Source organism: Miniimonas sp. S16, assembly GCF_057748195.1.
In genome coordinates, this window is the sequence record NZ_CM173242.1 from 811,577 (window position 1) to 836,640 (window position 25,064).

Annotated in this window: 21 protein-coding genes; 3 read left to right on the plus strand and 18 right to left on the minus strand. The window is 74.9% G+C overall.

The features are described from left to right. From gatB to allB, 8 genes are all read right to left on the minus strand, one after another. A complete protein-coding gene (gene gatB / locus AC3AQ1_RS03650; RefSeq protein WP_108717856.1) occupies window positions 1-1,500 on the minus strand; it encodes an Asp-tRNA(Asn)/Glu-tRNA(Gln) amidotransferase subunit GatB in 1,500 nt (499 codons plus the stop codon). Continuing rightward, window positions 1,497-3,038: an Asp-tRNA(Asn)/Glu-tRNA(Gln) amidotransferase subunit GatA gene (gatA, locus tag AC3AQ1_RS03655; protein WP_108717857.1), complete on the minus strand. Its 1,542-nt coding sequence runs from the start codon at window positions 3,036-3,038 to the stop codon at window positions 1,497-1,499. Before gatA ends, gatB begins: the two co-directional genes overlap by 4 nt. Before the next feature lies 1 nt (window position 3,039). Then, the gene (gene gatC / locus AC3AQ1_RS03660) at window positions 3,040-3,336 is read right to left on the minus strand and encodes an Asp-tRNA(Asn)/Glu-tRNA(Gln) amidotransferase subunit GatC (RefSeq protein WP_108717858.1); all 297 of its coding nucleotides are present in this window, start codon (window positions 3,334-3,336) and stop codon (window positions 3,040-3,042) included. Between the two features lie 130 nt (window positions 3,337-3,466). Next, window positions 3,467-4,699, minus strand: a complete 1,233-nt coding sequence (locus AC3AQ1_RS03665) for a Zn-dependent hydrolase (protein WP_234417738.1) — start codon at window positions 4,697-4,699, stop codon at window positions 3,467-3,469. Continuing rightward, complete coding sequence (locus AC3AQ1_RS03670; RefSeq protein ID WP_234417739.1) at window positions 4,696-5,958, minus strand: pyridoxal-phosphate-dependent aminotransferase family protein; 1,263 nt, start codon at window positions 5,956-5,958, stop codon at window positions 4,696-4,698. The genes AC3AQ1_RS03665 and AC3AQ1_RS03670 overlap by 4 nt, the downstream gene beginning before the upstream one ends. Continuing rightward, window positions 5,955-7,763 carry an AtzH-like domain-containing protein gene (locus tag AC3AQ1_RS03675; RefSeq protein ID WP_234417740.1) on the minus strand — a complete coding sequence of 603 codons (1,809 nt, stop codon included), beginning with the start codon at window positions 7,761-7,763 and terminating at the stop codon, window positions 5,955-5,957. The genes AC3AQ1_RS03670 and AC3AQ1_RS03675 overlap by 4 nt, the downstream gene beginning before the upstream one ends. Further along, entirely contained in the window at window positions 7,760-8,872 is a 1,113-nt protein-coding gene (locus AC3AQ1_RS03680; protein WP_108717860.1) for an acetamidase/formamidase family protein, read from the minus strand. Before AC3AQ1_RS03680 ends, AC3AQ1_RS03675 begins: the two co-directional genes overlap by 4 nt. 237 nt (window positions 8,873-9,109) lie before the next feature. Then, window positions 9,110-10,597: an allantoinase AllB gene (gene allB / locus AC3AQ1_RS03685; protein ID WP_234417741.1), complete on the minus strand. Its 1,488-nt coding sequence runs from the start codon at window positions 10,595-10,597 to the stop codon at window positions 9,110-9,112. Between the two features lie 122 nt (window positions 10,598-10,719). On the opposite strand from allB, the gene uraD reads away from it, so the two are divergent. Genes uraD through AC3AQ1_RS03700 form a run of 3 tightly spaced genes read left to right on the plus strand, consistent with a single transcriptional unit; the run spans window position 10,720 to window position 13,024 of the window. Beyond that, window positions 10,720-11,214, plus strand: a complete 495-nt coding sequence (uraD, locus tag AC3AQ1_RS03690; protein WP_108717861.1) for a 2-oxo-4-hydroxy-4-carboxy-5-ureidoimidazoline decarboxylase — start codon at window positions 10,720-10,722, stop codon at window positions 11,212-11,214. Then, window positions 11,211-11,543 carry a hydroxyisourate hydrolase gene (uraH, locus tag AC3AQ1_RS03695; protein WP_108717862.1) on the plus strand — a complete coding sequence of 111 codons (333 nt, stop codon included), beginning with the start codon at window positions 11,211-11,213 and terminating at the stop codon, window positions 11,541-11,543. The genes uraD and uraH overlap by 4 nt, the downstream gene beginning before the upstream one ends. 2 nt (window positions 11,544-11,545) lie before the next feature. Then, window positions 11,546-13,024, plus strand: a complete 1,479-nt coding sequence (locus tag AC3AQ1_RS03700; protein ID WP_108717863.1) for a nucleobase:cation symporter-2 family protein — start codon at window positions 11,546-11,548, stop codon at window positions 13,022-13,024. 161 nt (window positions 13,025-13,185) lie between these two features. On the opposite strand, the gene AC3AQ1_RS03705 is transcribed toward AC3AQ1_RS03700, so the two are convergent. From AC3AQ1_RS03705 to AC3AQ1_RS03750, 10 genes are all read right to left on the minus strand, one after another. After that, window positions 13,186-13,458 (minus strand): LapA family protein, encoded by a 273-nt coding sequence (locus AC3AQ1_RS03705; RefSeq protein WP_108717864.1) that lies wholly within the window; start codon window positions 13,456-13,458, stop codon window positions 13,186-13,188. Window positions 13,459-13,463: 5 nt separating this feature from the next. Further along, window positions 13,464-15,407 (minus strand): 5-oxoprolinase subunit B/C family protein, encoded by a 1,944-nt coding sequence (locus AC3AQ1_RS03710; RefSeq protein WP_159096364.1) that lies wholly within the window; start codon window positions 15,405-15,407, stop codon window positions 13,464-13,466. Window positions 15,408-15,556: 149 nt separating this feature from the next. After that, window positions 15,557-16,285 carry a 5-oxoprolinase subunit PxpA gene (gene pxpA, locus AC3AQ1_RS03715; protein ID WP_234417742.1) on the minus strand — a complete coding sequence of 243 codons (729 nt, stop codon included), beginning with the start codon at window positions 16,283-16,285 and terminating at the stop codon, window positions 15,557-15,559. Further along, the gene (locus AC3AQ1_RS03720) at window positions 16,282-16,692 is read right to left on the minus strand and encodes a pilus assembly protein CpaE (RefSeq protein ID WP_199916523.1); all 411 of its coding nucleotides are present in this window, start codon (window positions 16,690-16,692) and stop codon (window positions 16,282-16,284) included. Before AC3AQ1_RS03720 ends, pxpA begins: the two co-directional genes overlap by 4 nt. A gap of 108 nt (window positions 16,693-16,800) precedes the next feature. Further along, complete coding sequence (locus AC3AQ1_RS03725) at window positions 16,801-18,384, minus strand: MDR family MFS transporter (RefSeq protein ID WP_108717867.1); 1,584 nt, start codon at window positions 18,382-18,384, stop codon at window positions 16,801-16,803. Then, complete coding sequence (locus AC3AQ1_RS03730; RefSeq protein WP_108717868.1) at window positions 18,381-19,109, minus strand: TetR/AcrR family transcriptional regulator; 729 nt, start codon at window positions 19,107-19,109, stop codon at window positions 18,381-18,383. The genes AC3AQ1_RS03725 and AC3AQ1_RS03730 overlap by 4 nt, the downstream gene beginning before the upstream one ends. Before the next feature lie 113 nt (window positions 19,110-19,222). Further along, window positions 19,223-21,658: an NAD-dependent DNA ligase LigA gene (gene ligA / locus AC3AQ1_RS03735; RefSeq protein WP_108717869.1), complete on the minus strand. Its 2,436-nt coding sequence runs from the start codon at window positions 21,656-21,658 to the stop codon at window positions 19,223-19,225. 241 nt (window positions 21,659-21,899) lie between these two features. Next, window positions 21,900-22,937: a uroporphyrinogen decarboxylase/cobalamine-independent methonine synthase family protein gene (locus AC3AQ1_RS03740; RefSeq protein WP_108717870.1), complete on the minus strand. Its 1,038-nt coding sequence runs from the start codon at window positions 22,935-22,937 to the stop codon at window positions 21,900-21,902. Continuing rightward, window positions 22,934-24,121: a tRNA 2-thiouridine(34) synthase MnmA gene (gene mnmA, locus AC3AQ1_RS03745; protein WP_108719957.1), complete on the minus strand. Its 1,188-nt coding sequence runs from the start codon at window positions 24,119-24,121 to the stop codon at window positions 22,934-22,936. Before mnmA ends, AC3AQ1_RS03740 begins: the two co-directional genes overlap by 4 nt. A 104-nt stretch (window positions 24,122-24,225) precedes the next feature. Beyond that, window positions 24,226-25,056 (minus strand): ABC transporter permease, encoded by an 831-nt coding sequence (locus AC3AQ1_RS03750; protein ID WP_108719958.1) that lies wholly within the window; start codon window positions 25,054-25,056, stop codon window positions 24,226-24,228. Between the last annotated feature and the right edge of the window lie 8 nt (window positions 25,057-25,064).

The following is a 25,064-nucleotide window of genomic DNA, read 5'->3' on the forward strand; positions in this document are numbered from 1 at the left end:
TCAGCCGTTCACGCGCTCGAGCACGAGCTCGCGCACGCGCCCGGCGTCGGCCTGGCCGCGGGTCGCCTTCATCACGGCGCCGATCACGGCGCCGATCGGGCCGAGGTTGCCGGACCGGATCTTGTCCGCGATGTCGGGCTGCGCCGCGAGCGCCGCGTCGATCGCCGTGAGCAGCGGGCCGTCGTCGGACACGACCTCGAGGCCGCGTGCCGCGACGACCGCCTCGGGGTCGCCCTCGCCCGCCAGCACGCCCTCGAGCACCTGCCGGGCGAGCTTGTCGTTGACCCGGCCCGAGTCGACGAGCGCCTGGAGCGCGGCGACCTGGGCGGGCGTGATCGGCAGGTCCTCGAGCGCCGTCTCGGTCTGCGCGCCGACTCGGGAGAGCTCACCCATCCACCACTTGCGCGCCGCGGCGGGCGTCGCGCCCGCAGCGGTCGTCGCCTCGATGAGGTCGAGCGCGCCGGCGTTCACGACGTCACGCATCTCCGCGTCCGCGAAGCCCCACTCCGTGACCAGGCGACGACGGCGAGCGGCCGGGAGCTCCGGCAACGTCGCCCGGACCTCCTCGACCCAGGCGGGGTCGGGCGCGAGCGGGACGAGGTCGGGCTCGGGGAAGTAGCGGTAGTCCTCGGCGTCGGACTTCACCCGACCCGGCGAGGTGCTGCCGTCACCCTCGTGGAAGTGGCGCGTCTCCTGCACGACGCGGCCTCCGCCGTCGAGCACCGCGGCCTGCCGCGCGACCTCGTACCGCACCGAGCGCTCCACGCTGCGGAAGGAGTTGACGTTCTTGGTCTCGGTGCGCGTGCCCAGCGGCGCCTGCGGCGAGGGGCGGAGCGACACGTTGACGTCGGCGCGCACGTTGCCGCGCTCCATCCGGGCCTCGGACACGCCGAGGGTGCGGAAGATATCGCGCAGCGTGCGTACGTACGCCGCGGCGACCTCGGGGGCGCGCGCGCCGGTGCCGAGTATCGGGCGGGTGACGATCTCCACGAGCGGGATGCCCGCGCGGTTGTAGTCCACGAGGGAGTACTCCGCGCCCTGGAGGCGGCCGTCGTGCCCGCCGACGTGGGTGTTCTTGCCCGCGTCCTCCTCCATGTGCGCGCGCTCGATCTCCACGCGCACGACCTCGCCGTCGGCCAGCTCGACGTCGAGCCAGCCGTCGTAGGCGATCGGCTCGTCGTACTGGGAGGTCTGGAAGTTCTTCGGGAGGTCCGGGTAGAAGTAGTTCTTCCGAGCGAACCGGCAGGTGCGCGCGATCGTGCAGTTCAGCGCGAGGCCGATCTTGACCGCGTACTCCACGGCCGTCTGGTTGAGGCTCGGCAGCGCACCGGGCAGGCCCAGCGACACGGGCGTGACCTGCGTGTTCGGCTCCGCGCCGAAGGTCACGGGTGCTGCGTCGAACATCTTCGTCGCCGTGCCGAGCTCGACGTGCACCTCGATCCCGAGGACGGGGTCGTAGCGCGCGACGGCGTCGTCGAAGTCCACCAGCTGCGTGCTCATCGCGCCACCTCCGGGATGCGGTCCAGGACCGGTCCCTCGGACCGGGCGAGCAGGGTCTCGGCCGCGGCGCCCACGCGGTAGAGGCGGGCGTCGGCCCGCGCGGGCGCAAGGATCTGCAGCCCGATCGGGAGGCCGGCGTCGTCCAGGCCGTTCGGCACCGAGATGCCGGGCACGCCCGCGAGGTTCGCCGGGATGGTCGCGACGTCGTTGAGGTACATCGCGAGCGGGTCGGAGAGCTTCTCCCCGAGCCGGAACGCGGTGGTCGGCGCGGTGGGCGAGACGAGGACGTCCGCCGCCTCGAACGCGGCCGTGAAGTCCCGCTGGATCAGGGTGCGGACCTTCTGCGCGCTGCCGTAGTAGGCGTCGTAGTAGCCCGCCGAGAGCGCGTAGGTGCCCAGGATGATGCGGCGCTTCACCTCGCTGCCGAAGCCGGCGCCACGCGTCGCGGCCATCACCCGTTCGGCCGTCACGGGGCCCTCGGCAGGCTCGACGCGCAGGCCGAACCGCATGCCGTCGAACTTCGCGAGGTTGCTCGAGGCCTCGGCCGGGAGGATGAGGTAGTAGGCGGCGAGCGCGGCCTCGAACGACGGGCAGGACACCTCGACGACCTCGGCGCCGGCCGCGGTCAGCGCCGCGACGCTGCGCTCGAACGCCGCGCTTACCTCGCGCTGGTAGCCCTGCGCGTCACCGCTGCCGCCGAGCTCGCGCACGACGCCGATCCGCACGCCCGTAAGGTCGCCGGACAGGCCCTGCCGGGCGGCGTCGGCATACCCGACCGCGGGCTCGGGCAGGCTCGTGGAGTCCAGCGGGTCGTGCCCACCGATGACCTCGTGCAGCAGCGCGGCGTCGAGCACGGTCCGCGCGCACGGGCCGGCCTGGTCGAGGCTGCTCGCCAGGGCGACGAGGCCGTACCGGGACACCGAGCCGTACGTCGGCTTCACGCCGACGGTGCCCGTGACGGCGGCGGGCTGGCGGATCGAGCCGCCGGTGTCCGTGCCTATCGCGAGCGGCGCCTCGAACGCCGCGAGCGCGGCCGCCGAGCCGCCGCCGGACCCGCCGGGGATGCGGTCCAGGTCCCACGGATTGCGGGTGGGCCCGTAGCCGGAGTGCTCCGTGCTGGAGCCCATCGCGAACTCGTCCATGTTGGTCTTGCCGAGCATCGGCAGACCCGCCTCGCGCAGCCGCGTGACGAGCGTCGCGTCGTACGGGGGCAGCCAGCCCTCGAGGATGCGCGAGCCGGCCGTCGTGGGGGTGCCGCGGGTGACGACGACGTCCTTGACCGCGATCGGCACGCCGGCGAGCTCGGGCAGGTCCTCCCCCGCGGCGCGGCGCGCGTCGACCGCGCGGGCCTGCGCGAGGGTGTCCTCGCCGTCGACGTGGAGGAAGGCGTGCACGGCGGGGTCGACGTCGGCGATCCGGTCCAGGTGCGCGGTGGCGACCTCGACGGCGGACACCTCGCCCGCGCGCAGCAGCGCGGCGAGGTCGGCCGCGGAGCGGCGGGTCAGCGAGCCGGTCGGCGAGCTGGTCGAGTCGGTCATGTCACTCCTCCCCGAGGATCTGCGGGACGGCGAACCGGCCGTCCTCGGCTGCGGGCGCCTGGGCGAGCACCTCGTCGCGGTCGACGACCGCGCCGGGGACGTCGAGGCGCCACACGTTCGTGAGCGGGATCGGGTGGCTGGTGGCCGGGACGTCGTCGGTGGCGAGCTCGCTGACGCGCTCGACGGCGTGCGCGATGACCTCGAGCTCGACGGCGAACCGGGTCAGCTCGTCGGGCGTGAGGTCGATCCGCGCGAGCGACGCAAGGCGCGCGATCTCGTCGGAGGAGAACGTGGGCATGCCCCGATCCTAGGGCGTGTGGGGTCGCCACCGGCCCGGCGGGACCCGGCCGACGCGGGTGGCGACGGCGCCCGCCGACGGGAGTTCGCCGTCGTGCGCGCCGGCGCTCGTCGTTCCGGCGGCGAGCGCGTCACGCGAGGGCGCGCACCGCCGTCGTGAGCGCGGCGATGCCGAGGCCGAGGTCGTCGGGCGAGACGTACTCCGCGGGGTGGTGGGAGATCCCGTCCGGGTTGCGCATGAAGATCATCGCGACGTCGGTGACGGCGGCGACCGCCATGCCGTCGTGCCCGGCGGGGCTGAAGAGGGTCGGCACGTCCTGCGTCTGCACCGCGTCGACGCCCTCGCGCGCGGCGTCCAGCAGCCGCTCCGAGCAGAACACCGCGGGCGCGGCGTGGATCTCCTGCAGGCGGTACCGCAGCCCGCGGCGCTCGCTGACCTCCTCGAGCACGCCGGTCAGCGCGTCGATCGTGTCGTCGCGCTCGTGGTCGTGCCGCGCGCGCATGTCCACCGTGAACGTCGCCGTGCCGGGGATGACGTTGACGGCGCCGGGCGCCACCTCGAGCCGGCCCACCGTGCCGATCACCTGGCGCTCCAGGCTCAGGCGCTCGACGGCGACGACGGCCTCGGCCGCCCCGAGCAGCGCGTCATGGCGCTCGTCGAACGGCGTGCCGCCGGAGTGCCGGGACTCCCCGAGCACCTCGACCTGGAACCGGCGCGCCGACGCGATCGACGAGACGACGCCGAGGGGCACATGCGCGCGGTCCAGCGTCGGGCCCTGCTCGATGTGCACCTCGAGGTAGCCCACGAGGTCGCGGTTCGCGTACGAGGCCGCGCCGATCCGCTCGGGGTCGAGCCCGAATTCGAGGAAGGCGCGCTCCAGGCTCACGCCGTCGGCGTCCTCGAGCGACCACCACGCGTCCTCCCACGTGCCCGCGAGCGCACGGCTGCCGAGCAGCGCGTGGCCGAACCGGGTGCCCTCCTCGTCGCCGAACCCGACGACCTCGAGGTCGAACGGCATGCTGCCGGCGAGCTCACCGGCCACCTCGATCGCCGCCATGACGCCCGCGACGCCGTCGAACCGGCCCGCATCGGGGACGGTGTCCAGGTGCGAGCCGAGCACGAGACGCGGGCGGTGGGAGCCACGCTCACCCGTGGTGCCGTGCAGGTTGCCCGCCTCGTCGACCCAGATCCGCAGGCCGGACTCGCGCATCCAGCCGGCGACCAGCATGGTCGCCTGACGGTGCTGCGGCGTGAGGTAGAACCGGTCCACCCGGCCGGGCACGGCGGTGACGGCCGCGAGCGCCTGGCACCGGTCCCACGCCCGCCGGCCGCGGCGCTGGCCGACCATCGCCGGGGCATTCACGCGTGCCCCCCGACGGTCGCCACCTCGGCAGGACGCTCGGCGTAGACGGCGAGCGCGGCGTCGACGCCGGCGCCCGCGCCCGAGGGTGCGGTGTGCCCCGCGCGGCGCAGTACCTGCTCGAGCGCCGCGAGCGTGGTGAGCACGGCGTCCTTACGGGCGTTGACGCCCATCGTGCCGATCCGCCAGACCTTGCCGTGCAGCGGCCCGAACGACGTGCCGATCTCGATCCCGAAGTCCGCGAGCAGCGCGGTTCGCACGCCGTCGGCAGGCACCCCGGCGGGGATCTCGACGGCGACGACGTTGGCCATCCGATGCGCCAGGTCGCCGTACAGCGCGAGCCCGAGCGCCGCCAGCGCGGCGGCCATCGCGTCCCCCGCGGCGCGGTGCCGTGCGATCACCGCGTCGCGGCCCTCCTGCAGGATCACGCGGGCGCACTCGCGCGCCGCGTAGAGCATCGACGTCGCCTCGGTGTGGTGGTTGAGCCGCCGCGGACCCCAGTAGTCGATGATCTGCGCGAGGTCGAGGTAGTTCGAGGCGATCCGCCGGCTCGAGGTCTCCTCGCCCGGCTCGCGGATCCCCGCCTCGACGCTGCGGCGTGCGTCGATGACCTCGGTGGCGCGCGGGGAGATCGTGATCGGCGCGGACCCGGGCGGTCCCGCGAGGCACTTCTGCAGCCCGGCGGTCACCACGTCGAGCTCCCAGGCGTCCGTCTCGAACGGGTTGCCGCCGAGGGAGGCGGTCGCGTCGACGTAGAGCAGCGCGCCGTGCTCGTGCGCGATCGCGCCGAGCTCCTCCAGCGGCTGCGCGATCGTCGTCGAGGTGTCGCCGTGCACGACGGCGAGCACGGCCGGCCGCACGCGGGCGACGGCCTCCCGCACCGCCGAGGCGGGCACGGCCTGGCCCCACGGCGCCTCGACCTGGTGCACCCGCGCGCCGCACCGCTCGGCGATCTCGCTCAGCAGGTGGCCGAACCGGCCGAAGACCGGCACGACGACGTCGTCACCCGGCTCGAGCAGCGACACGAGCGCGGCCTCGATGCCCGCGCGGGAGGTGCCGTCGACGAGCATCGTCCACTCGTTCTCGGTGGCGAACACCTGCCGGTACAGGCCCATCGTCTCGGTCATGGTCGCCGTCATCCACGGGTCGTACTGCCCGACGAGCGGGGTCGACAGGGCGCGCAGCACCCGCGGGTCGGCGTTCACCGGACCCGGCCCCATGAGGAGGCGGGCTGGCGGGTCGACGGGCAGGGCGGCGGTCATCGGGGCTCCTTGTCGCCGGGTGCGGCGGCTGGGTCGGGGGCTGGGTCGAGGTTCGGGTTGGGGGCTGGGTCGGGGCTTCGGTCGGGGGCGGGACCGGGATCGTCGGTGCCGACCACGTGCTGCTCGACGGCGAGCGCCCGCGCCCAGGTCGCGGCGAGGGCGACGAGCGCGGCGTCGTCGCCCGGCGCGCCGAGGAGGCCGAGGCCGAGCGGGAGCTCGCCGTCGTGCAGGAGCGGTGCGGACACGGCGGGCAGGCCGCCGACGCTCGCGACGCTCGTCAGAGCGAGGGTCGCCGCGCGCACGTCGCCGAGCGGCTCGCCGAGCCGCGGTGCGCCGCTGGGGGCGCTGGGCAGCACGAGGACCGCGTCGGCCGCGAGCGCGCGCAGCCCGGCGCGCAGCTCGGCGAGCCGCTCGTGGGCGGCGGCCACGTCGCCCGGGCTGAGCGCCGCCGCGGCGGCGAACCGCTCCGCGACGTCCGCGCCGAGCGCGCCGGGGTGGGTGCAGACCCAGGGACCGTAGGTCGCCCACGCCTGCGCACCCTGGACGACGCGGAACGTCTCGCGCAGCTCCTCCGCCTCGGGAAGGCGTACCGGCTCGGCCTCGCCGAGCGCGCCGAGCGCCTGCAGCCGCGCCAGCGCGTCGCGGAAGGATGCCACGGCGTCGGGAGTGAGCAGGCGGTCGAGCTCCTCGGGGACCACGACGCGGGTCGGCAGGACACGGGCGGGAGCGTCGGCGTCGGGCAGGCCCGCGGCGAGGACGCGCGCCAGCGTGGCCGCGTCGCGGGTCAGCCACCCCACGGTGTCGAACGCCTCCGCGAGCGGCGCGAGGCCCGCGGTGGGCACGCGGCCGAGCGTGCTGCGCAGCCCCCAGAGCCCCTGGTAGGACGCCGGGACCCGGATGCTGCCGGCGGTGTCGGTCGCGAGCCCGACGTCGGCCTGGCCCAGCGCGACGGCGGTCGCCGGGCCCGACGACGAGCCGCCGGGCAGGTGGCCGGGCGCGGTCGGGTTCGGGGGCGTGCCGTAGTGGACGTTGGCCCCGGCGAGGCTGTAGGCGAACTCGTCGGTCGCGGCGATCCCGACGATCGCGGCCCCGGCCGCGCGCAGCCGGGCGACGGCGTCCGCGTCCCGGGCCGCCGGCGTCGCCTCGGCCCAGACGGCCGGGTTGCCGCTGCCGCGGCGCTGGCCTGCGACGTCGAACAGGTCCTTCACCGCGACGCGCAGCCCGTCGAGCACGCCCGGCCGGGTCGGCGGCACGAGCGGGTCCCCGACGGCGCGCCAGACCCGGCGGTCCAGCGCGGCAGGGCGGGGGCTGACGTGGGCCGCGGCGATCCGCCAGCCCGGGAGGGCGGGCGACGCGCCCGACGATGCGGCCGACAGAGTGTCGGATCCGGTGCGCCGCCACAGCTGCGTCTGCAGCCCCCGGCCGCCGGCGTCGAAGTGCGACACGCTCACCACAAGCACCACGTCCGGGGTGATCGGCCGCAGCTCGACCCGGCCGATGCGTCGGCTCGCGACGCCGCCGCGCGCGGTGCGGAACCGCGCGATCTCGTCCGCCCCGACGAGCAGGCCGGCGCCGTCGCCGCGCATCGTCGCCTCGCCCGGTTCGAACGCCTCGGCCAGCGCGGCGGTGTCGTCGGCCGCGAGCGCACGCTCGTACGCCTCGAACGCCTCGCGCAGGCCCGCGGGCCACGCCTGCCCCACCCCGTCGACGGCCGAGTCGGCTGCGCCACCCGCGGCGCCCGTGGCGCCGTGCCCGTGCGGACCGCCGCCCGACGCGTCGAGGCGAGCGACGCCGTCGTGCCTCACGAGGCGACCTCCGCGGAGGCGAGGTGCCGCGGGGTGGCGGGCTCGCCGCCGGGCAGGTGCACCTTGGGGATCACCGCGTGGGCGCCGCACACGCGGTCCACGACCTGCGAGACGCGGACGTCCACCGCGGCGGAGAGGTAGGCGAGCGCGAGGTGCGGCGCCATGCCGTACCGCGCGCCGAGGAAGTCGATCGCCTCGCGCACGCACGCCCGCACCGCCTCATCGAGGTCGGGGTCCATGCCCGTGGGGACGAACGCCTCGGGCGTCTCGACGAACGGCACGCGGCGGTCGCCGTACTCGGCCAGGGCGCGCGCCCGCGGCAGCACCTCGACCCGCAGCGTCACGCGCAGCGACGCCTCGAGTGCGGTGAGCGCGACCTCGCCGTCGCCCTGAGCGAAGTGCGGGTCGCCCACGTACAGCCCCGCGCCCGGCACCTGCACGGGCAGGATGATGCTCGCGCCGACCCGCGCGAGGCGGATGTCGATGTTGCCGCCGTGCGGCCCGGGCGGGACCGAGTGCAGCCGGCCGCCCTGCGCGGGCACGACCCTGACGAGCCCGAGGAACGGGTCGGTCGGGAAGCGCACGGCGGGCGGTCCACCGTCGGCGAGGGGCATCGAGGCCAGCCCGGCGTCGTCGACGGGGGTGAACACGCTGACGTCGCGCGGGCCCTGCGGGAACTCCCCCGGCAGCGCGCCGCGGCCGTGCCGGTTGGACACGACGCCGTACGGCACGCGCGGCAGCGCCTCCAGCAGCGTCACGCGCAGGAGGTCGCCCGGCTCCGCGCCGCGGACCCCGATCGGGCGCGAGACGACGTGCGGACCGTCGAGCTCCGGGTCGCGCGTCAGCTCGCGGGCGAGCACGACGGCGTCGCGCAGCACACCCTCGACGCCCACCCCGTGCGCGCCGAAGTACGCGAGCGGGTCCGAGCCCTGATCCGGCAGCAGGCCCTCGTGGCTCACGGTGTCGATCGTGAGGACGGCGCCGTCCTCGAGGTCGAGCACTGTGGGATCGTCCACGCCGGGGAGCCTCCCCCACAGCGTCGTGCCGGGGTCGGCCGTGAGGTAGGTCGACGACGCGACCGGACCCGTTCCGGGCTGTAGGACCTCCACGCGCGCCTCCCTCTTCGTTCGTGTCGTCGACCGGGTGGTTGCGCCGGTGGTTCAGCCGGCGTTCTGCGGGTGGTGCGTGCGCCGGTCGCGGTCGTCCCGTCGCTCCACACGCGGTACGTCGGGCCCATGTCAGGCCCGTGTCGGGCGGTGTGCCGGCCGGTGCCGGGACGGGCGCTGCGGCCGGTCCCGCCAGGCTAGGTGCGGACGAGGCGCCGCCGCCGGTGTTAAGCCATAGGTTTACACACTCGTAACGGCGACGCCGCGCAGCCGGCCCGGTCGAGCCCCGCTGAAGGGGTCGGGCGCGCCCGCGTCGTAGACCACCTCGCCCGCCACCCACGTGCGCCGGACGACGCCCGCGAGCTGCGCACCGTGGTAGGCCGACACCGCGTTGCGGTGCTGCAGGCGTGCCGCGTCGACCCGCCAGGTCTCCTCCGGCGCCAGCTCGACGAGGTGGGCGCGCGCGCCGACCTCGATCGCGCCGACGTCGGGCAGTCCGGCGATGCGCGCAGGCCCGGACGCGCACCGGGCCACGACCGTCGCGAGGTCGATCCCCCGCGCCCGGGCCGCAGTCCACGTCGCCGCGAACGCCACCTGGAGCGAGGAGATGCCGCCCCACGCGAGGCCGAAGTCGCCGCCGCCGCGCCGCTTGAGGTCGGGGGTCGACGGCGAGTGGTCGGACACCACCGCGTCGATCTCCCCGCTCGCCACCGCCGCCCACAGCGCGTCGCGGTTCGCCGCGTCGCGGATCGGCGGGCAGCACTTGAACTCGGTGCCGCCGTCGGGGATCTGCGCCGCGTCGAAGGAGAGGTAGTGCGGGCAGGTCTCCACCGTGACCCGCACCCCGCGCTCGCGCGCCGCCCGCACGAGCGGCAGCGACGCCGCGTCCGACAGGTGCAGCACGTGCACCCGAGCGCCGTGTCGCTCCGCGGCCGCGAGCACGCGGGCGATCGCAGAGGCCTCGGCGCGCGGCGGCCGCGAGCGCAGGAACGGCTCGTAGGCCACGCCGAGCGCGCCGTCGCCGGCCAGGTGCGCCGGGTCCTCGGCGTGCACGACGGCGAGCAGGTCCAGCTGCCCGCACTCGGCCATGAGCGCGTCGACCTCGGCCTCGTCCAGGTGCGGGAACTCGGGCACGCCCGACGGCGAGGTGAACGCCTTCACGCCGAGCACACCCGCGTCCCGCAGCGCGCGCAGATGGCCGAGGCTCTCGGGCACCGCACCACCCCAGAAGCCGACGTCCACGAGCGGACGCCCGACGGCGGCCACCTTCACTGCGAGCGCGTCCGGCGAGATCGTCGGGGGCAGCGAGTTGAGCGGCATGTCGATGATCGTCGTCACGCCGCCCGCCGCGGCCGCGCGCAGCGCCGTCGCGAAACCCTCCCACTCGCTGCGGCCCGGGTCGTTGACGTGCACGTGGCTGTCCACGAGGCCGGGCAGGAGCACCGCGTCGTCGTGGACGTCGACCACCCGAACCCCGGGCGCGCCGGGTCGTCTCGCCTTCGCCGCGTCCCCCTCCGGGTGCTCCGCCGGGTGCGCCGCTGGATCCGCCGCTGGATCGGCCGCTGGATCCTGCTCGGGAGCCCAGGGCAGCACCGCCACGATGCGACCGCCTGCGACGTGGATCGCGGCGGATGTCCAGCGACCCTCGACGAGGGCGCGTCGGGCGCGGACCACGAGATCGGGCGCGACGGGGTGGTGGGACGGGGCAGGCGGGGAGGCGGAAGGCACGCGTCATTGTGGCAAACGTGTTCACCGGTGCTTTAACGCACTGGTTACACGGCGGAAACCGGCACCGTCGCCTTAACCCATAACTTAACGACGTCAGGTGCCGGCCGACCGAACGGGAGACCATGACGATCGACGAGTTCAACGCGCTCGACGGCGACGGCGCCACAGCCCTCGTGCTCACCGCGGCCGCGGTGCCCACCTGGGCGTCCGCCGTCGTCGCACGGCGCCCCTACCCCGACGTCGCCGCGCTGCTCGCCGCCGCGGACTCCCTCGCCGAGCACTGGGCGCAGCCCGAGGTCGACGCCGCGCTGGCCGACCACCCCCGGATCGGCGAGCGGCCGCACGGGTCGGGCGCCGCGGCCGACCACTCGCGCCGCGAGCAGGCCGCGGTCGGCACGGCCCCGGACACGGTGCGCGAGCGGGTCGCCACGGGCAACCGTGCCTACGAGAAGCGCTTCGGGCGCATCTTCCTCATCCGCGCGGCGGGCCGCAGCCCTCGGGAGATCCTCGACGAGCTCGAGCGCCGACTCACCAACGACCCGGCCACCGAGGTCGCCGAGGTCGCCGACCAGCTGCGCGAGATCGCCCGGCTGCGCCTGGCGGGAGCGTTCGCATGACGCGCTCCCACGTCACGACGCACGTGCTCGACGCGGCGACGGGACGTCCCGTGGCGGGCGTCGCCGTCGTGCTCCTCGGCCCCGACGGCCCGATCGCCGAGGCGGTGACCGACGGCGACGGCCGCGTCGAGCGGCTCGGTCCCGACCTCCTGCCCGCCGGGGTCTACGAGCTGCGCCTCGAGACGGGCTCGCACTACGACGCGCTCGGCGTCGACCACGTGCACCCGCGCATCACCCTCCACGTCCGGATCGACGGCGACCCGGGTCAGCACTGGCACCTGCCCGTCCTCCTGAGCCCTTTCGCCTTCACCACCTACCGAGGGAGCTGAGCATGACCACCACCACCCCGGCCGCCACCGTGCGGCCTGAGGACGAACGGCTGAGCCCGGGCAGGACGCTCGGCTACGGCCTCCAGCACATCCTCGCCATGTTCGGCGGCGTGATCTCCGTCCCGCTCATCATCGGCGGCGCGGCGGGGCTCTCGGGCCCCGAGCTCACCCTGCTCGTGGCGAGCGGCCTGTTCCTGTCCGGGGCCGCCACGATCCTGCAGACGCTCGGCGTCCCGTTCCTCGGCGCGCAGCTCCCGCTCGTCCAGGGGATCTCCTTCGCGGCCGTCTCCACGATGACCGCGATCATCGGCAGCACCGGCGGTGGGACCGAGGGGCTGCGGCACGTGTACGGCGCGATCGTCGTCGCGGCGGTCGTCGGCTTCGTGATCGCGCCGTTCTTCGCCCGGATCGTGCGGTTCTTCCCGCCCGTGGTCACGGGCACGATCATCACCGTGATCGGGCTCTCGCTCATGCCGGTCGCGGCGCGGTGGATCACCGGTCAGGAGATGATCACGGTCGACGGCGAGCGGGTCCCGAACGAGAGCTTCGGCAACCTGCGGGACATCGGCCTCGCGATGTTCACGCTCGCCGTCGTGCTCGTCCTGGCGAAGATCAAGGCGACGTCGCGGCTCGCGGTGCTGCTCGGCCTCGTGGTCGGCACGGTCGCGGCGCTGATCATCGGGCGCTCGTCGTTCTCGGCGCTCGGCGACGCGTCGATCCTCGGCTTCCCCACGCCCTTCGCGTTCGGCATGCCGATGTTCGAGGTCGGGGCGATCATCTCCATGACGATCGTCATGCTCGTCATCATGGTCGAGACGACGGCGGACATCCTCGCCGTCGGCGAGGTCGTCGGGACGAAGGTCGACTCCCGACGCGTGGCCGACGGCCTGCGGGCCGACATGCTGTCCTCCGCCGTCGCCCCGGTGTTCAACACCTTCCCCGCGACCGCGTTCGCCCAGAACGTCGGGCTCGTCGCGCTGACCGGCATCAAGAGCCGGTTCGCCGTGGCTGCGGGTGGTGCCGTGCTCCTGCTGCTGGGGCTGTCGCCAGTGCTGGCCGGGGTGGTCAACCTCATCCCCGGCCCGGTCCTCGGGGGCGCCGGCATCGTGCTGTTCGGGACGGTCGCGGCGAGCGGCGTCCGGACGCTGTCGAAGGTGGACTACCAGGGCAACAACAACCTCGTGATCGTCGCCGTCGCGCTCGCGTTCGGCGTGATCCCCGTGGTGGTGCCGACGTTCTGGGACCAGTTCCCCACGTGGTTCGTCACGATCGCGCACTCGGGCATCTCGGCGGCGGCGATCGTCTCGGTGCTGCTCAACCTGTTCTTCAACGTCCTGCTGCCGGGTCGGCCGAAGGACCCCTCCGGCATCGCCGCGGCGCCGCCGCTCATGGTGCAGGCCGAGGAGGCGCGTGTCCTGGCCGACGGCGGCACCGTCCCGGACGACATGGAGCAGCCCACGAAGGCCGCGCCGACCGTCTGACGCGTTCGGGGACGGTCGCGCGTCGCGGTCGGGGCCGCAGGCGGCCGGTGGTCGGTCGGTGATCGGCCGGTGGTCGCCGCACCCGCCCCCCGATCGACTCCCACGCACGACTCAGCGCCGAGGGCCCGGGATCTCCCGGGCCCTCGGCGCTCGTGCGCCGGTCAGCGCTTGACGGCGAGACGGCGGATGCGACGGCGGTGCAGGAACCAGCCGATCACGAGCCCTACCAGCACGACGATCGTGTAGACGAGCCAGGCGGAGGCGCGCCACTGGAAGGACAGGAAGCTGACGGGGATCTCCTGACGGTTCTGCGTGATGAACACGATCACCGCGATCAGGAGGACGACCGGGAACCAGTACCGCCGCGCGAGCGCGCCGGCGTCGGTCCCGGAGGAGGGGGCGGACCTGCTCGGATCGTTCGAGGGGGAAGCCATGGCGGTCATCGTGGCAGCCCGCCACGGCCTGTGCCAGCACCGCCGCGGCCCCGGTCGCCACGGCCGGCACCCCGACGGCCCGCAGGGGTGTCACACGCAGGGCTGTCACCCGCAGGGTTGTCACCGGCCGGCGCGGTGACGAACCGCACGGCCGCACCGGGTCGCAGCTGTGCCAGGCGGGCGAGACCCGCCGAGGTGAGCACGGCCGCGACCGGGTAGCCGCCGGTGAGCGGGTGATCTGGTCCGAACACGACCGGCCGCCCCGACGGCGGGACCTGCACCGCGCCGGCCACGAGCCCTTGGGAGGGCAGATCGGCCGGGGCGCGCGTCGCGACGGCCGGCCCGTCGAGGCGGACGGCGACGCGGTTGGCCTCGTGACTCACGATGTACGCGGAGTCGAGCATCGCGTCCCAGGCGCCCGACGCCAGCAGCTCCGGTCGCGGCGGCGGGAGCACGGGCAGCTCCGCGACGCGGCCGGGCGGCGCTGCCGCGTCCGGCGTGCGCCGCGTGGGCTCGGGAGCTCCCGCCCTCGAGTCGCCCGCGGGTCGGACGCTTGTGCCGCTCTTTGGGACAGCACCGGCATCCGCACTGCGATGGGCACCGGCACCGGCACCGTCACCGGCACCGGCACCGACACCGACACGGAGATCGGCACCGGCACCGGTGCGCGCGGTGCCCCGGGCCGCGGTGCGCGAGTCGCAGCCGACGTGGCGGTGCGCACGGTGGGCGCGACCCACTGTCAGCACGGTCCCCGCTGCGAGCGGCTCGGGTCCGAGCCCGGCGAGGGTGTCGCGAGCACGCGAGCCGACCACCGGCGGGACGTCCCAGCCCCCAGCGACCGCCACCCAGCAGCGCAGGCCCGCGGAGGCGGGTCCGACCTCCAGGCGAGCGCCGGCGGGCACCACGATCGCGCGTCCGCTCTCGATGGCGAGCCCGTTCACCCGCACCGGCACCGCCGGACCGACGACGGCGAGCACGACCGCGCCGTCGGCCCTGAGCACCAGCGGGCCCAGCAGGACCTCGAGCGTCGCGGCGCCCTCGTCGTTGCCCACGAGCGCGTTGGCGGTGCGGTGCGCGTCGACGTCGAAGGCGCCCGACGGCGCGACGCCCACGTCGGCCCGGCCCGCGCGGCCGAGGTCGGTCACGATCGTGAGCGGCCCGGGCGCGAGCACCTCGACTGCCGTCGACCTGCCACCTGCCGTCGACCTGCCACGGGTCGGGTCCGGGCAGACCGCCACCGGGCCGCTCTTCGTCGCCGGAGGCGCGCCTCGGTGGGCCACGGCGCCGCCCGACGAACTGCCCGCCGAACCGTCCGCCGAGTCCACCGGCAGGGCCGCCGCCGAGCGGGGCACCGCGTCCGGGACGAAGGACACGGTGTCACCCGGGCGGACGAGGGCCGGCTCCGCGCGGGTCGGGTCGAACAGCGTCACCTCGGTGCGACCGAGCAGGTGCCAGCCGCCCGGGCTCTCGCGCGGGTACACGGCGGTGTAGCCGGCCGCCAGCGCCACGGCGCCGCGCGGGACGCGCTTTCGCGGCTCGGACCGCCGGGGGACCACGAGCTCGACGGGCACGCCCTCGAGGTAGACGAAGCCGGGCGCGAAGCCCGCGAACGCCGCCGTGTAGCGCGGCGCGCTGTGCCGCGCCACGACCTCGCCCACGCTCAGCCCGAGGTGCGCCGCCAGCGCGGGGAGGTCCTCGCCGTCGTACGTCACCGGGATCTCGACGTGCCGCCCCGGCGTGCCGCTCTCGGGCGCGGGCGTGCCGAGCGCGGCGAGTCGCGCCGCGACGAGTGCGGTGGCCTCGGGCAGGGCGACCCGCACGAGCAGGGACGACGCCGCGGGGACGACGTCCTCGACGTCGGGCAGCTCGCGCGCGAGCGCGCCGAGCGCACGCGCGTGCGCGGCCGTGGGCACGTCGACGAGCAGGGCAGCCTCGCCGTAGGGGCGCACCCGCGGGCGTCCGGTGCCCTCGGTGCGCGCGATGACCCCGCCGCACGCCCCGGCCCCCGCGGGAGTCGCGTCCCCAGAGGGCGCCGAGGGTCCGGGAGGCGCCGTCGGCCCGCCTGGATCGCCCTGGCCGGTGGGCCCGGTCGCAGCGGTCACGAGGCGTCGAGCAGCGGCTCGAGGCGAAAGCCCGCCGCCTCGAGCCCGGTCCGCGCCGCCCGCGCGAGTGTCAGCGCGCCCGGGGTGTCGCCGTGCACGCAGACGGTGCGCGCGTGCGCGGCGAGGCCGGCCACGCGGGCACGCACCTCCTCGGGCTCGGTCAGCACGGCGCCCGGTTCACCGCGCGGCACGAGCGTGCCGTCGGCCCGGGCCGCGCGGTCGGCGAACGCCTCGGGCACGACGGCGACGCCCACCCCCGCGGCCGTCGCCCGTCGTGCCAGCACCGACCCGGGCAGGGCGAACACGGGCAGGGGCGCCGCGAGCGCGGTCGCGGCGACCGCGAGGACGACGTCGGCGACCGCCGGGTCGACCATCGCGGTGTTGTACAGCGCGCCGTGCGGCTTGACGTACCGCACCGTCGTGCCGACGTCCGCCGCGGCGTCCGCGAGCGCGCGCACCTGGCTGGTGAGCTGCGCCTGCAGGACCCGGGCCTCGACGTCGAGACTGCGTCGGCCGAAGTGCTCGCGGTCGACGTAGGACGGGTGGGCCCCGACGGCGACCCCGCGCTCGCGCGCGCGGGTGAGCGCCAGTCGCATCGAGACGGCGTCGCCCGCGTGCCCGCCGCACGCGATCGACGCGCTCGTCACGACGTCGAGGATCGCCTCGTCGTCGCCGGCGCCCTCGCCCAGGTCGGCGTTGAGGTCGATCCGCGGGGCGTCCGTCACGTCGTCTCGTTCCGCCGCAGCAGCGCCAGCAGGGCCTCGGCGTAGGCGTCGGGCGCGGAGGGCGCACGGTAGGAGCCGCTGCCGAGCGCACTCGCGGTGCGCACGAGGTACTCCCCCGCGTCGCGCTCGAGCGAGATGAACTGGTGGTCGAGCGCCTCGCGCAGCTGGTCCTCGCGCGGGAGCCAGAGCGTGTCCTCGACGGCCGCGGAGTCCAGCGCCCACTCGGTGGTGCCGTTGAAGGCGAGGATCGTCCCGCTGAGGTACTCGCGCGGCTCGATGGTGAGCTCGGAGACGACGAACGTCTCGCCGTCGAGCTCGCCCCCCGGGATCATGAACACGTCCCCGGACCGCGGCGTCCAGCGCAGTCCGGACGCGGCGAGGGCGCGGGCCAGGTCGGGAGAGATCATCTCCGCAGTATGGCCCGCGCCCTCGCGCGCGACTGATTCGGCGGGCTCCGGCGGGTGGTTCCCGCATCGGGCGACGCCGCGGGGTGCCCGCCGTCCAGCGCCAGGGCGTCAGTGCGCCGCGACCGCCTCCCCGCGCGCCACCATGCCTGCGGTGTCGGAGAGCTTGACCTCCTTGAGGAACAGGGCCGCGACCAGCCCGACGAGCACGAGCGGCACGAGGTACCAGAAGCTCGGCGCGAGGGCGTTCGTGTACGCGTCGACGATCTGGGTGTGCAGCGGCTCCGGCAGCTGCGCGACCGCCGACGGCGTGAGCGACCCCGCGCTGTCGCCCCCGTCCTGACCGGCGGGCAGCACCGCGAGCAGGTTCGACGTGAGCTTCGTGGTGAAGATCGTCGAGAAGAGCGCGGTGCCGACCGCGGCGCCGATCTCGCGGAAGAAGTTGTTCGAGCTCGTCGCGACGCCGATCTCGTGCGGGTCCACCGAGTTCTGCACGGCGAGCACGATCGTCTGCATCGTGAGGCCGAGCCCGACGCCGAGGACGAAGATCATGGCGCCGAACAGCACCATCGACATGTCACCGGTGATCGTGGTGAGCCACACCATGCCGGCGGCCGTGATCGCGAGGCCGACGATCGGGAACAGCTTGTAGCGCCCGGTCTTCGTGATCGCGAGGCCCGAGCCGATGGCGGTGAGCATGACGCCGACCATCATCGGCAGCATGAGGAAGCCGGACTCGGTCACCCCCGCGCCGGTGGACATCTGCAGGAACGTCGGCAGGAACGCGAGCGCCGAGAACATGCCCATGCCCAGCACGAGGCCGATGATCGTGGCGACCGTGAACGTCGAGTTGCGGAAGAGCCGCAGCGGGATGAGCGGGTCGGTCGCGCTCAGCTCGACCACGATGAACAGCGCGATCGCGACCGCGGTGGCGACGACGAGCCCGATGAGGCGGCCGTCGCTCCAGTCGTAGCCGGAGCCGCCGACCAGCGACTCCCAGCTCGTCACGAGCACGATTCCGGAGGTCGCGAGCACCACGAGGATGGCGCCGAGGTAGTCGAACGGCTTGGAGTCCTTGTGGCTGGGCAGCTTGAGCGCGAACCAAGACACGACGATCGCGGCGATCCCGACCGGCACGTTGACCCAGAACGACCAGCGCCACCCCGGACCCTCGGTGAACCAGCCACCGAGCAGCGGGCCCACGACGGCGGAGATGCCGAACAGGGCGCCCATCGGACCCATGTACTTGCCGCGCTCGCGGGCCGGGACGATGTCGGCGATGATCGCCTGCGACAGGATGATGAGGCCACCGCCGCCGAGCCCCTGCACACCGCGCCAGGCGACGAGCTCGGGGAACGTCTGCGCGAAGCCCGAGCCCGCGGACCCGATCGTGAAGAGCGCGATCGCGACGAGGAACGGCCACCGCCGCCCGACGACGTCGCCGACCTTGCCGTAGAGCGGCATCACGACGGCGATCGCGAGGATGTAGGCGGTGATCAGCCAGCCCTGGTGCTCCACGCCGTCGAGCTCGCCGACGATCGTGGGCATCGCGGTGCCGACGATCGACTGGTCGAGCGAGGAGAGGAACATCGACGCCATCAGGGCGCCGAAGATGATCCAGATCGTGCGCTGGGTGAGGACGACGGGCGCTCGGCCCGCGTCGTGCTCGACGAGCGCCGGAGTCGGCTCGGTCATGGTGCTCCCTGTGCTTCCTGCTGGTGGATGGTGCCGCCCGCCAGGCGCCGGACCTGGGCGAGCACGTGGGTGACGGCGTCCTCGGGACTGCCGAAGACGCCCGGGGCGTGGTGGGGCGCGCAGCGCACGACGGCGGAGCCCGGCTCGGTCGCGGGAGTCGCGTCGGGCGGGGGGTCGCCGGGCGCGTGGTGGCCCGGCGTCGCGTCGCCACGCCAGGTGAGGACCGCGGCGCGGAACATGGCCACGACCGTGGTCGCGGTGACGACGGGGTCCACGCCGCTGGGACGCACCTCCTCACGCGAGGTGATCAGGTCCTGCAGGGCGCGGCGCTGGGTCTCCATCCAGGCGAGGTGCCGCACGAGCAGCTTGGGCTCGGAGTGCACGAGCTCGAGCAGCTCGGCCAGCTCGTCGCGACCCTCCTCGTCCTGCGCGAGGATCTCGGCGACCAGCCGGCCGCAGTCCTCGAGCAGGTCGCCGGTCGGGCCGCCGGCCGCGAAGGCCTCGCGCGTCTGCGGGGCGCCGATGGCGGTGTCGACCGGGACGCCGAGCACGGCGTCCTCCTTCGTGGCGAAGTAGTTGAAGAACGTCCGGGGTGACACGCCGACGACGTCGCAGACGTCCTCCACCGTGACCCCGTCGAGGCCGCGCTCCCGCACGAGGCGACGTGCGGCGTCGACGAAGGCGTCGTGACGGGCGGCCTTCTTGCGGGCGCGGAGCGTGGGCACCTGGAGATTATTGCACCCACTGCAAATGTGCAGCGACCGCAGGGTGGGTGACGTGCCTCACCCTCAGGAGGACGCCAGGGACGCGCCGTGGTGCGCGACGCGACCGGCCCCCCTCAGGCGTCGTCCGCCGCGGGTTCGTCCGCGGCCGCGTCGTCCGCGACCGCCTTCTCGGCACTCTTCGGCGTCGCGGACTCGTCCTGCTCGGCGTCCGCCTCCTCGACAGGACCCGGGATGGCGTCCCGGCCCCGTGCCAGGAGGTCCCCGAACGCCGACTGGTCGAGGATCGGCAGGCCGAGCTCCCGCGCCTTGGCCTCCTTCGACCCCGCGCCGGGGCCGAGCACCACGACGTCGGTCCGCTTCGACACCGAGCCGGCCGCCTTCCCGCCACGGGCCAGGATCGCCTCCTTGGCCTCGTCGCGCGAGTACCCCTCCACGGCCCCGGTCACCACGACGGTGAGCCCGGCGAGGATGCCGCCCTCCCCCGGCGCGGCACCCGCGCCCGGCCCGGGGTGGCCCGGTGTCGCGGTCCGCACGCCGTCGCGTTCCCAGTTCCGGACGATCTGCTCGTGCCAGGGAACCTCGAACCACTCCCGGAACGAGGCCGCGATCACGGGACCCACGCCGTCGACCGCGGCCAGCTCCTCCTGGCTGGCCGCACGCATGGCCGTGAGCGAGCCGAAGTGCGCGGCGAGCGCGCGGGCCGCCACCGGTCCCACGTGGCGGATGTTGAGCGAGACGAGCACACGCCACAGGTCCTTCGTCTTGGCCCGGTCCAGCTCGTCGAGCAGGGTGAGCGCAGCCGCCGACGGGACGAACTCGGGCAGGGCCTCGCCGGCGGCCTCCGCCTGCGCGCGCCGCGCCTTCGAGTACGTCACCTTCCGGCGGAACGGCGTGCGGACGCGGACCTCCCCGGACTCCTCCCGACGCGGAAGCCCGGTCTCCGGGTCCCGCACGATCGCCACGACGGGCATGAGCGTGTCGAGGCTGCGCTCCCGGACCCGGCTGCGGGTCTCCTCGTCCGCGTCCGCGGGGTATCCGACGAGCGCGAACAGGTCGGCCTCGTTGTGCAGGGGTGGCTGCGCCGGAGACTCCGGCTGGGTGAGCGCGGCCGCGGTGACCTCTCCGAGAACCTCGATGTCCAGCCCGCCGCGCGAGCCGATGTGCCCCAGCCGGCCCCGCACCTGGGCGGCGCAGGTCTCGGCGTTGGGACAGCGCAGATCGACGTCGCCCTCCTTCATCGGACGCAGCTCGGTGCCGCACACCGGGCAGCTCGTCGGCATCTGCCAGTCCGTGCGCGGGTAGTCGTCGTCCGGCGCGGCGGGCGCCGGGCCGAGGATCTCGGGGATCACGTCGCCCGCCTTGCGCAGCACGACCATGTCCCCGGGCCGAACCCCCTTCGCCCGGACGACGTCCTGGTTGTGCAGCGTGGCCTGGCGCACGGTCGACCCCGAGACGAGGACCGGCTCCATCACGCCGAACGGCGTGGCGCGGCCCGTGCGCCCGATCCCGACCTCGATGGCGAGGAGCCTGGTGTACACCTCCTCGGGCGGGTACTTGAACGCGATCGCCCAGCGTGGAGTGCGGGAGGTGAACCCGAGCCGGCGCTGGTCGGCGAACTCGTCGACCTTGATCACGAGGCCGTCGATCTCGTGGCGGAACCCGTGCCGGTCCTCGCCGACCTGCTCGATCCGGCGCGAGACGTCGGCCAGGTCGTGCGCCGGCTCGGTGTACGGCGAGATCGGCAGGCCCCACGACGCCAGGAGCCGGTAGGTCCCCGAGAGCGAGTCCGGCGCGTCCTCGCCCGGGTCCGCGACGCCCCAGTCCAGCGCCCCGAGCCCGTGCACGTACATGTCGAGCGGTCGGGAGGCCGTCACGGCCGGGTCCTTCTGGCGCAGCGATCCCGCCGCAGCGTTACGCGGGTTCGCGAAGGGAGCCTTGCCGGCGGCGACCTGCGCCTCGTTCACCGCCGCGAAGCCCTCGACCGGGAAGAAGATCTCCCCGCGCACCTCCACCACCGCGGGATGGGCGTGCGGATCACCCGCGAGCTCGTGCGGGATCGAGCCGATGGTGCGCACGTTCGCGGTCACGTCCTCGCCCGTCACACCGTCACCGCGCGTAGCGGCACGGACCAGGCGCCCGCGCTCGTAGGTGAGCGCGATGGCGAGGCCGTCGATCTTGAGCTCGGTCAGGAGCCGGGGTGGCGCCTCGAGCACGCGCAGCGCCCGGTCGTACCAGGCGGCGATCTCCTCGGCGGAGAACGCGTTCTCGAGCGAGTACATCGGTTCGAGGTGACGCACGGCCGAGAACGTCGCCGACGGCGCGCCGCCCACCACCTGGGTCGGGGAGTCCGGGGAGCGCAGGGCCGGAAAGTCCTGCTCGAGGGAGATGAGCTCGCGCATCATCGCGTCGAACTCCGCATCGCTGATCGTCGGCGCGTCGTCCTCGTAGTAGGCGGCCCGGGCGGCCCGGATCTCCTCCGCGAGCGCCTCCCAGCGCTGCCGGGCCTCCGGCGGCGTGGGGTCGGCGGGGACGGTGGGCTGGCTCGTCATGGGGCCATTGTGACCCGAGCCTGCGACATCCCCGCCGCTGCGATCCAGCGCAGATCGACCACGTCCAGACCCGTGGCCACTGCGAGGTCGCTGGAAGTCGTGGCCGCGGTGGGCCACCCCCGTCGCATGGCGCAGCGCCACCGCCGCGAACCCGGCCAGATCGGTCCCCAGCCGGGAGCGCACGCCGTCACAGTCCCGCGATCGCCGTGCATCGTGCCGCTCGGACCCCGGGGAAGCCCGTTCAGGAGGCGAGCAGCTCCCCGAGCGAGAGCGCCGCGCGGGCGGTCGCGCGCAGCGTGGCCGCGGCGGCACCGGGCGTCACCTCCGAGAGCCCGGGACGCGGCAGGACCACGACGGGCTGGTCCGCCGTCGTGAGCCCGGTCGCGCGCCACGGCTCGAGCACCGAGCGTGCGACGGCGCCGGGATCGGCCCGCTCGTCGGCGCGGGCGTGCGGCACGACGGCGTGGCGCACCTGGACCCCGGCCTCCACCTGCTCGGCGAGCGCGTCCCAGCCGCGCGCGTCGAGCCGCGCGGTGTCGAGCTGCAGCGCGAACGGCCGCGCGGCGCCGACGGCGCTGATGACGTCCGGGTCGGGCTCGACCTGGACGACGACGCGCGTCCCCGGAAGGGCCGCGAACCCGCGCGTGAGCGTGTCCGCCACGACCTCGGGCGCGATCGCGCGCAGGCGACTCATGCCCGAGAACGAGGGGACCGAGCCCGCGAGGATCGCCGGCATGAACGGCTCGTGCAGCACGACCTCGGCCCCGGCGCCCGGGTCGTCCGACCCCGCGACCACCTCACGCGCGGCGCTCACCTCGGCGACGTGCCGCTCGATCCCCAGCGCGAGGGAGCTCACGAGGTCGGCCAGGGCCACGGCGTCGCCCACCACCCGCTCCCCCACGGGCAGCCAGAGCACGGCGGCGAGGGAGAACGGGCCGAGCACCGGCAGCGTCACGGGGCCCTGCCAGCCTGCCGAGGCGAGCGCGAGCGCCTCGACGTCGGCGCGCAGGTAGCGCCGCGCGAGCTGCTGGTCTGCGCCCGGCACGAGGGCCAGCCGCCACCCGTGGGGCTCGAGGCTCGCGGGCATGCTCTCGGCGAGCGCGAGCGCGCGGCCCGCAGGCTGCGCCCACGGCCCCCGGTTCGGCAGCGCGAGCAGCCCCGGGACGCCGGCCACGCCGCTGGGCGGGTCCGCGAGCACGTCGAGCGCGGCGAGGTGGGCCGCGTAGGCGTCCTCCCCCGGCCAGCCCGACGGACCGGCGATCGCGACGGCGTCGCTCATGCCGGCGCCCCGACGCCCAGGCCCCGCTCGACCTCGCTCGCCGCCCCCGAGCCGGCCACCGCGATCGTGGCCTGACCCAGGACCCGGTCCGAGGGGTCGGGACCGGCATCGGTCGCGTCGTCGGCCGAGGCGGCACCGTCCGGGCCCGCGCCGTAGACCACGAGCGACTGCCCCGGGGCGAGCCCACGCAGGGGCGCGTCGAGGCGCACGAGCAGGCGCTCGCCGTCGCGCACCACGAGCGCGGGGACCGCCTCGCCGTGCGCACGCACCTGCACGAGGACGCGCGTGGGCGCCGCGCAGGGCACGTCCGAGGCGAGCCAGACGACGGCGTGCCCCACGACGACGCGCACGGACAGCAGCTCCGAGGGCCCCACGACGACGCGGTTGGCGGCCGTGTCGACGCCGAGCACGTAGCGCGGTCGGCCGTCGGGGGCCGGCCGGTCCAGGCCGAGACCCTTGCGCTGGCCGACCGTGTAGGCGTAGGCGCCGTCGTGGGTCCCCAGGACCGTCCCGCCGGCGTCGACCACCTCACCCGGGCGCGAGCCCAGGTGCGCCCGCAGGAAGCCCTGGGTGTCGCCGTCGGCCACGAAGCAGATGTCGTAGGAGTCGGGCTTGGCGCTCACGGAGAGCCCGCGGGCGGCGGCCTCGGCGCGCACGGCGTCCTTGCTGGGCGCGTCGCCGAGCGGGAACAGCGCGCGGGCGAGCCGGTCGGGGCCCATGACGGCCAGGACGTAGGACTGGTCCTTCGCCGCGTCGACGGCGCGGTGCAGCTGCGGCCCCGCGGCGCCCTCGACGAGGCGTGCGTAGTGGCCGGTCGCGACGGCGTCGAAACCGAGCGCGAGGCCGCGGTCCAGGAGCGCGGCGAACTTGATGTGCTCGTTGCAGCGCACGCACGGGTTGGGGGTGCGCCCGGCGGCGTACTCGGCGACGAAGTCCGCGACGACCGTCTCGGTGAACTCCGCCGACAGGTCCCAGACGTAGTACGGGATGCCGAGCACGTCGGCGGCGCGGCGTGCGTCCGAGGCGTCCTCGATGGAGCAGCAGCCGCGGCTGCCGCTGCGGTGCTGCGCACGGCTGCGGCTCAGCGCCATGTGCACCCCGACCACCTCGTGGCCGGCGTCGACGGCGCGCGCGGCGGCGACGGCGGAGTCGACGCCGCCGGACAGTGCTGCGAGCACGCGCACGGGGTCCTCCAGACGGGTCGGGGAGGGAGCGTCGGGCACGCTCGGCACGTCACCGCGACCTCCGGAACGGGGTCGATTCTACGAACCCGCCCCACCACTGCCCCTCAGTCCTGGAACAGGGCCCGCAGCCGGGAGGTCGCGAAGACGAGCCCGAGCCCGATCATGACGAGGAAGTAGCCGACGTGCACCAGGGTCATCGTGTCCGCGACGCCCAGCGTCAGGCCGCGCACGAGCTCCACGGCGTGCCACAGCGGCAGCACCTTGATGAGCCACTGGATCGCCTCGGGGTACACCGTGATCGGGTAGAACGTGGCCGAGAACAGGAACATCGGGAGCATGACGAAGTTGATCCAGTCCATCTGCTGGAAGGTCTTCATGTAGCTCGTCACCGCCATCCCGACGCTCGCGAACGCGAACGCGATGAGCACGACGGCGGGCAGCGCCGCGAGCGCCGTCCACGACCCGTTGAGCCCCATGAGCTGCATCACGACGAGGAAGCCGGCCGCGTACGCCACCCCGCGCAGCAGCGCGTAGCAGATCTCGCCGAGCGCGACGTCCAGCGGTCCGAGCCGCGTGGTCAGCATCGTCTGGTAGAGCTTCGCGAACCGCAACTTGAAGAACACGTTCCACGTCGAGTCGTAGACCGCCCCGTTCATGGCGGACACCGCGAGCAGCGCGGGCGCGATGAACGCCGCGTACGAGACCTGCTCACCGCCCGGCAGCTCGACGTCACCGATGTAGGTGCCGAGCCCCACGCCCATCGCGAGAAGGAAGAACACGGGCTCGAAGAAGCCCGACACCACGACGACCCAGTTGCTGGTCCTGGTCGCCAGCAGCCCGCGGATCACCACGATGCGGGCGTTGCCCGAGTACAGCGCGCGCACCGCGCGCCAGCCGGTGCGCGACGGCGGAGCCGCGCTCTCCCCGACCCTCACCTGCGTCA

Bases quoted from the DNA above. Each gene is read 5' to 3' on its own strand.
- AC3AQ1_RS03705 (WP_108717864.1), bottom strand. From the start codon at position 13,458: ATGGCTTCCCCCTCGAACGATCCGAGCAGGTCCGCCCCCTCCTCCGGG.
- uraH (WP_108717862.1), top strand. From the start codon at position 11,211: ATGACGCGCTCCCACGTCACGACGCACGTGCTCGACGCGGCGACGGGA.
- gatA (WP_108717857.1), bottom strand. From the start codon at position 3,038: ATGACCGACTCGACCAGCTCGCCGACCGGCTCGCTGACCCGCCGCTCC.
- AC3AQ1_RS03725 (WP_108717867.1), bottom strand. From the start codon at position 18,384: ATGACCGAGCCGACTCCGGCGCTCGTCGAGCACGACGCGGGCCGAGCG.
- AC3AQ1_RS03700 (WP_108717863.1), top strand. From the start codon at position 11,546: ATGACCACCACCACCCCGGCCGCCACCGTGCGGCCTGAGGACGAACGG.
- gatB (WP_108717856.1), bottom strand. From the start codon at position 1,500: ATGAGCACGCAGCTGGTGGACTTCGACGACGCCGTCGCGCGCTACGAC.
- uraD (WP_108717861.1), top strand. From the start codon at position 10,720: ATGACGATCGACGAGTTCAACGCGCTCGACGGCGACGGCGCCACAGCC.
- gatC (WP_108717858.1), bottom strand. From the start codon at position 3,336: ATGCCCACGTTCTCCTCCGACGAGATCGCGCGCCTTGCGTCGCTCGCG.
- AC3AQ1_RS03720 (WP_199916523.1), bottom strand. From the start codon at position 16,692: ATGATCTCTCCCGACCTGGCCCGCGCCCTCGCCGCGTCCGGACTGCGC.
- ligA (WP_108717869.1), bottom strand. From the start codon at position 21,658: ATGACGAGCCAGCCCACCGTCCCCGCCGACCCCACGCCGCCGGAGGCC.
- AC3AQ1_RS03670 (WP_234417739.1), bottom strand. From the start codon at position 5,958: ATGACCGCCGCCCTGCCCGTCGACCCGCCAGCCCGCCTCCTCATGGGG.
- AC3AQ1_RS03740 (WP_108717870.1), bottom strand. From the start codon at position 22,937: ATGAGCGACGCCGTCGCGATCGCCGGTCCGTCGGGCTGGCCGGGGGAG.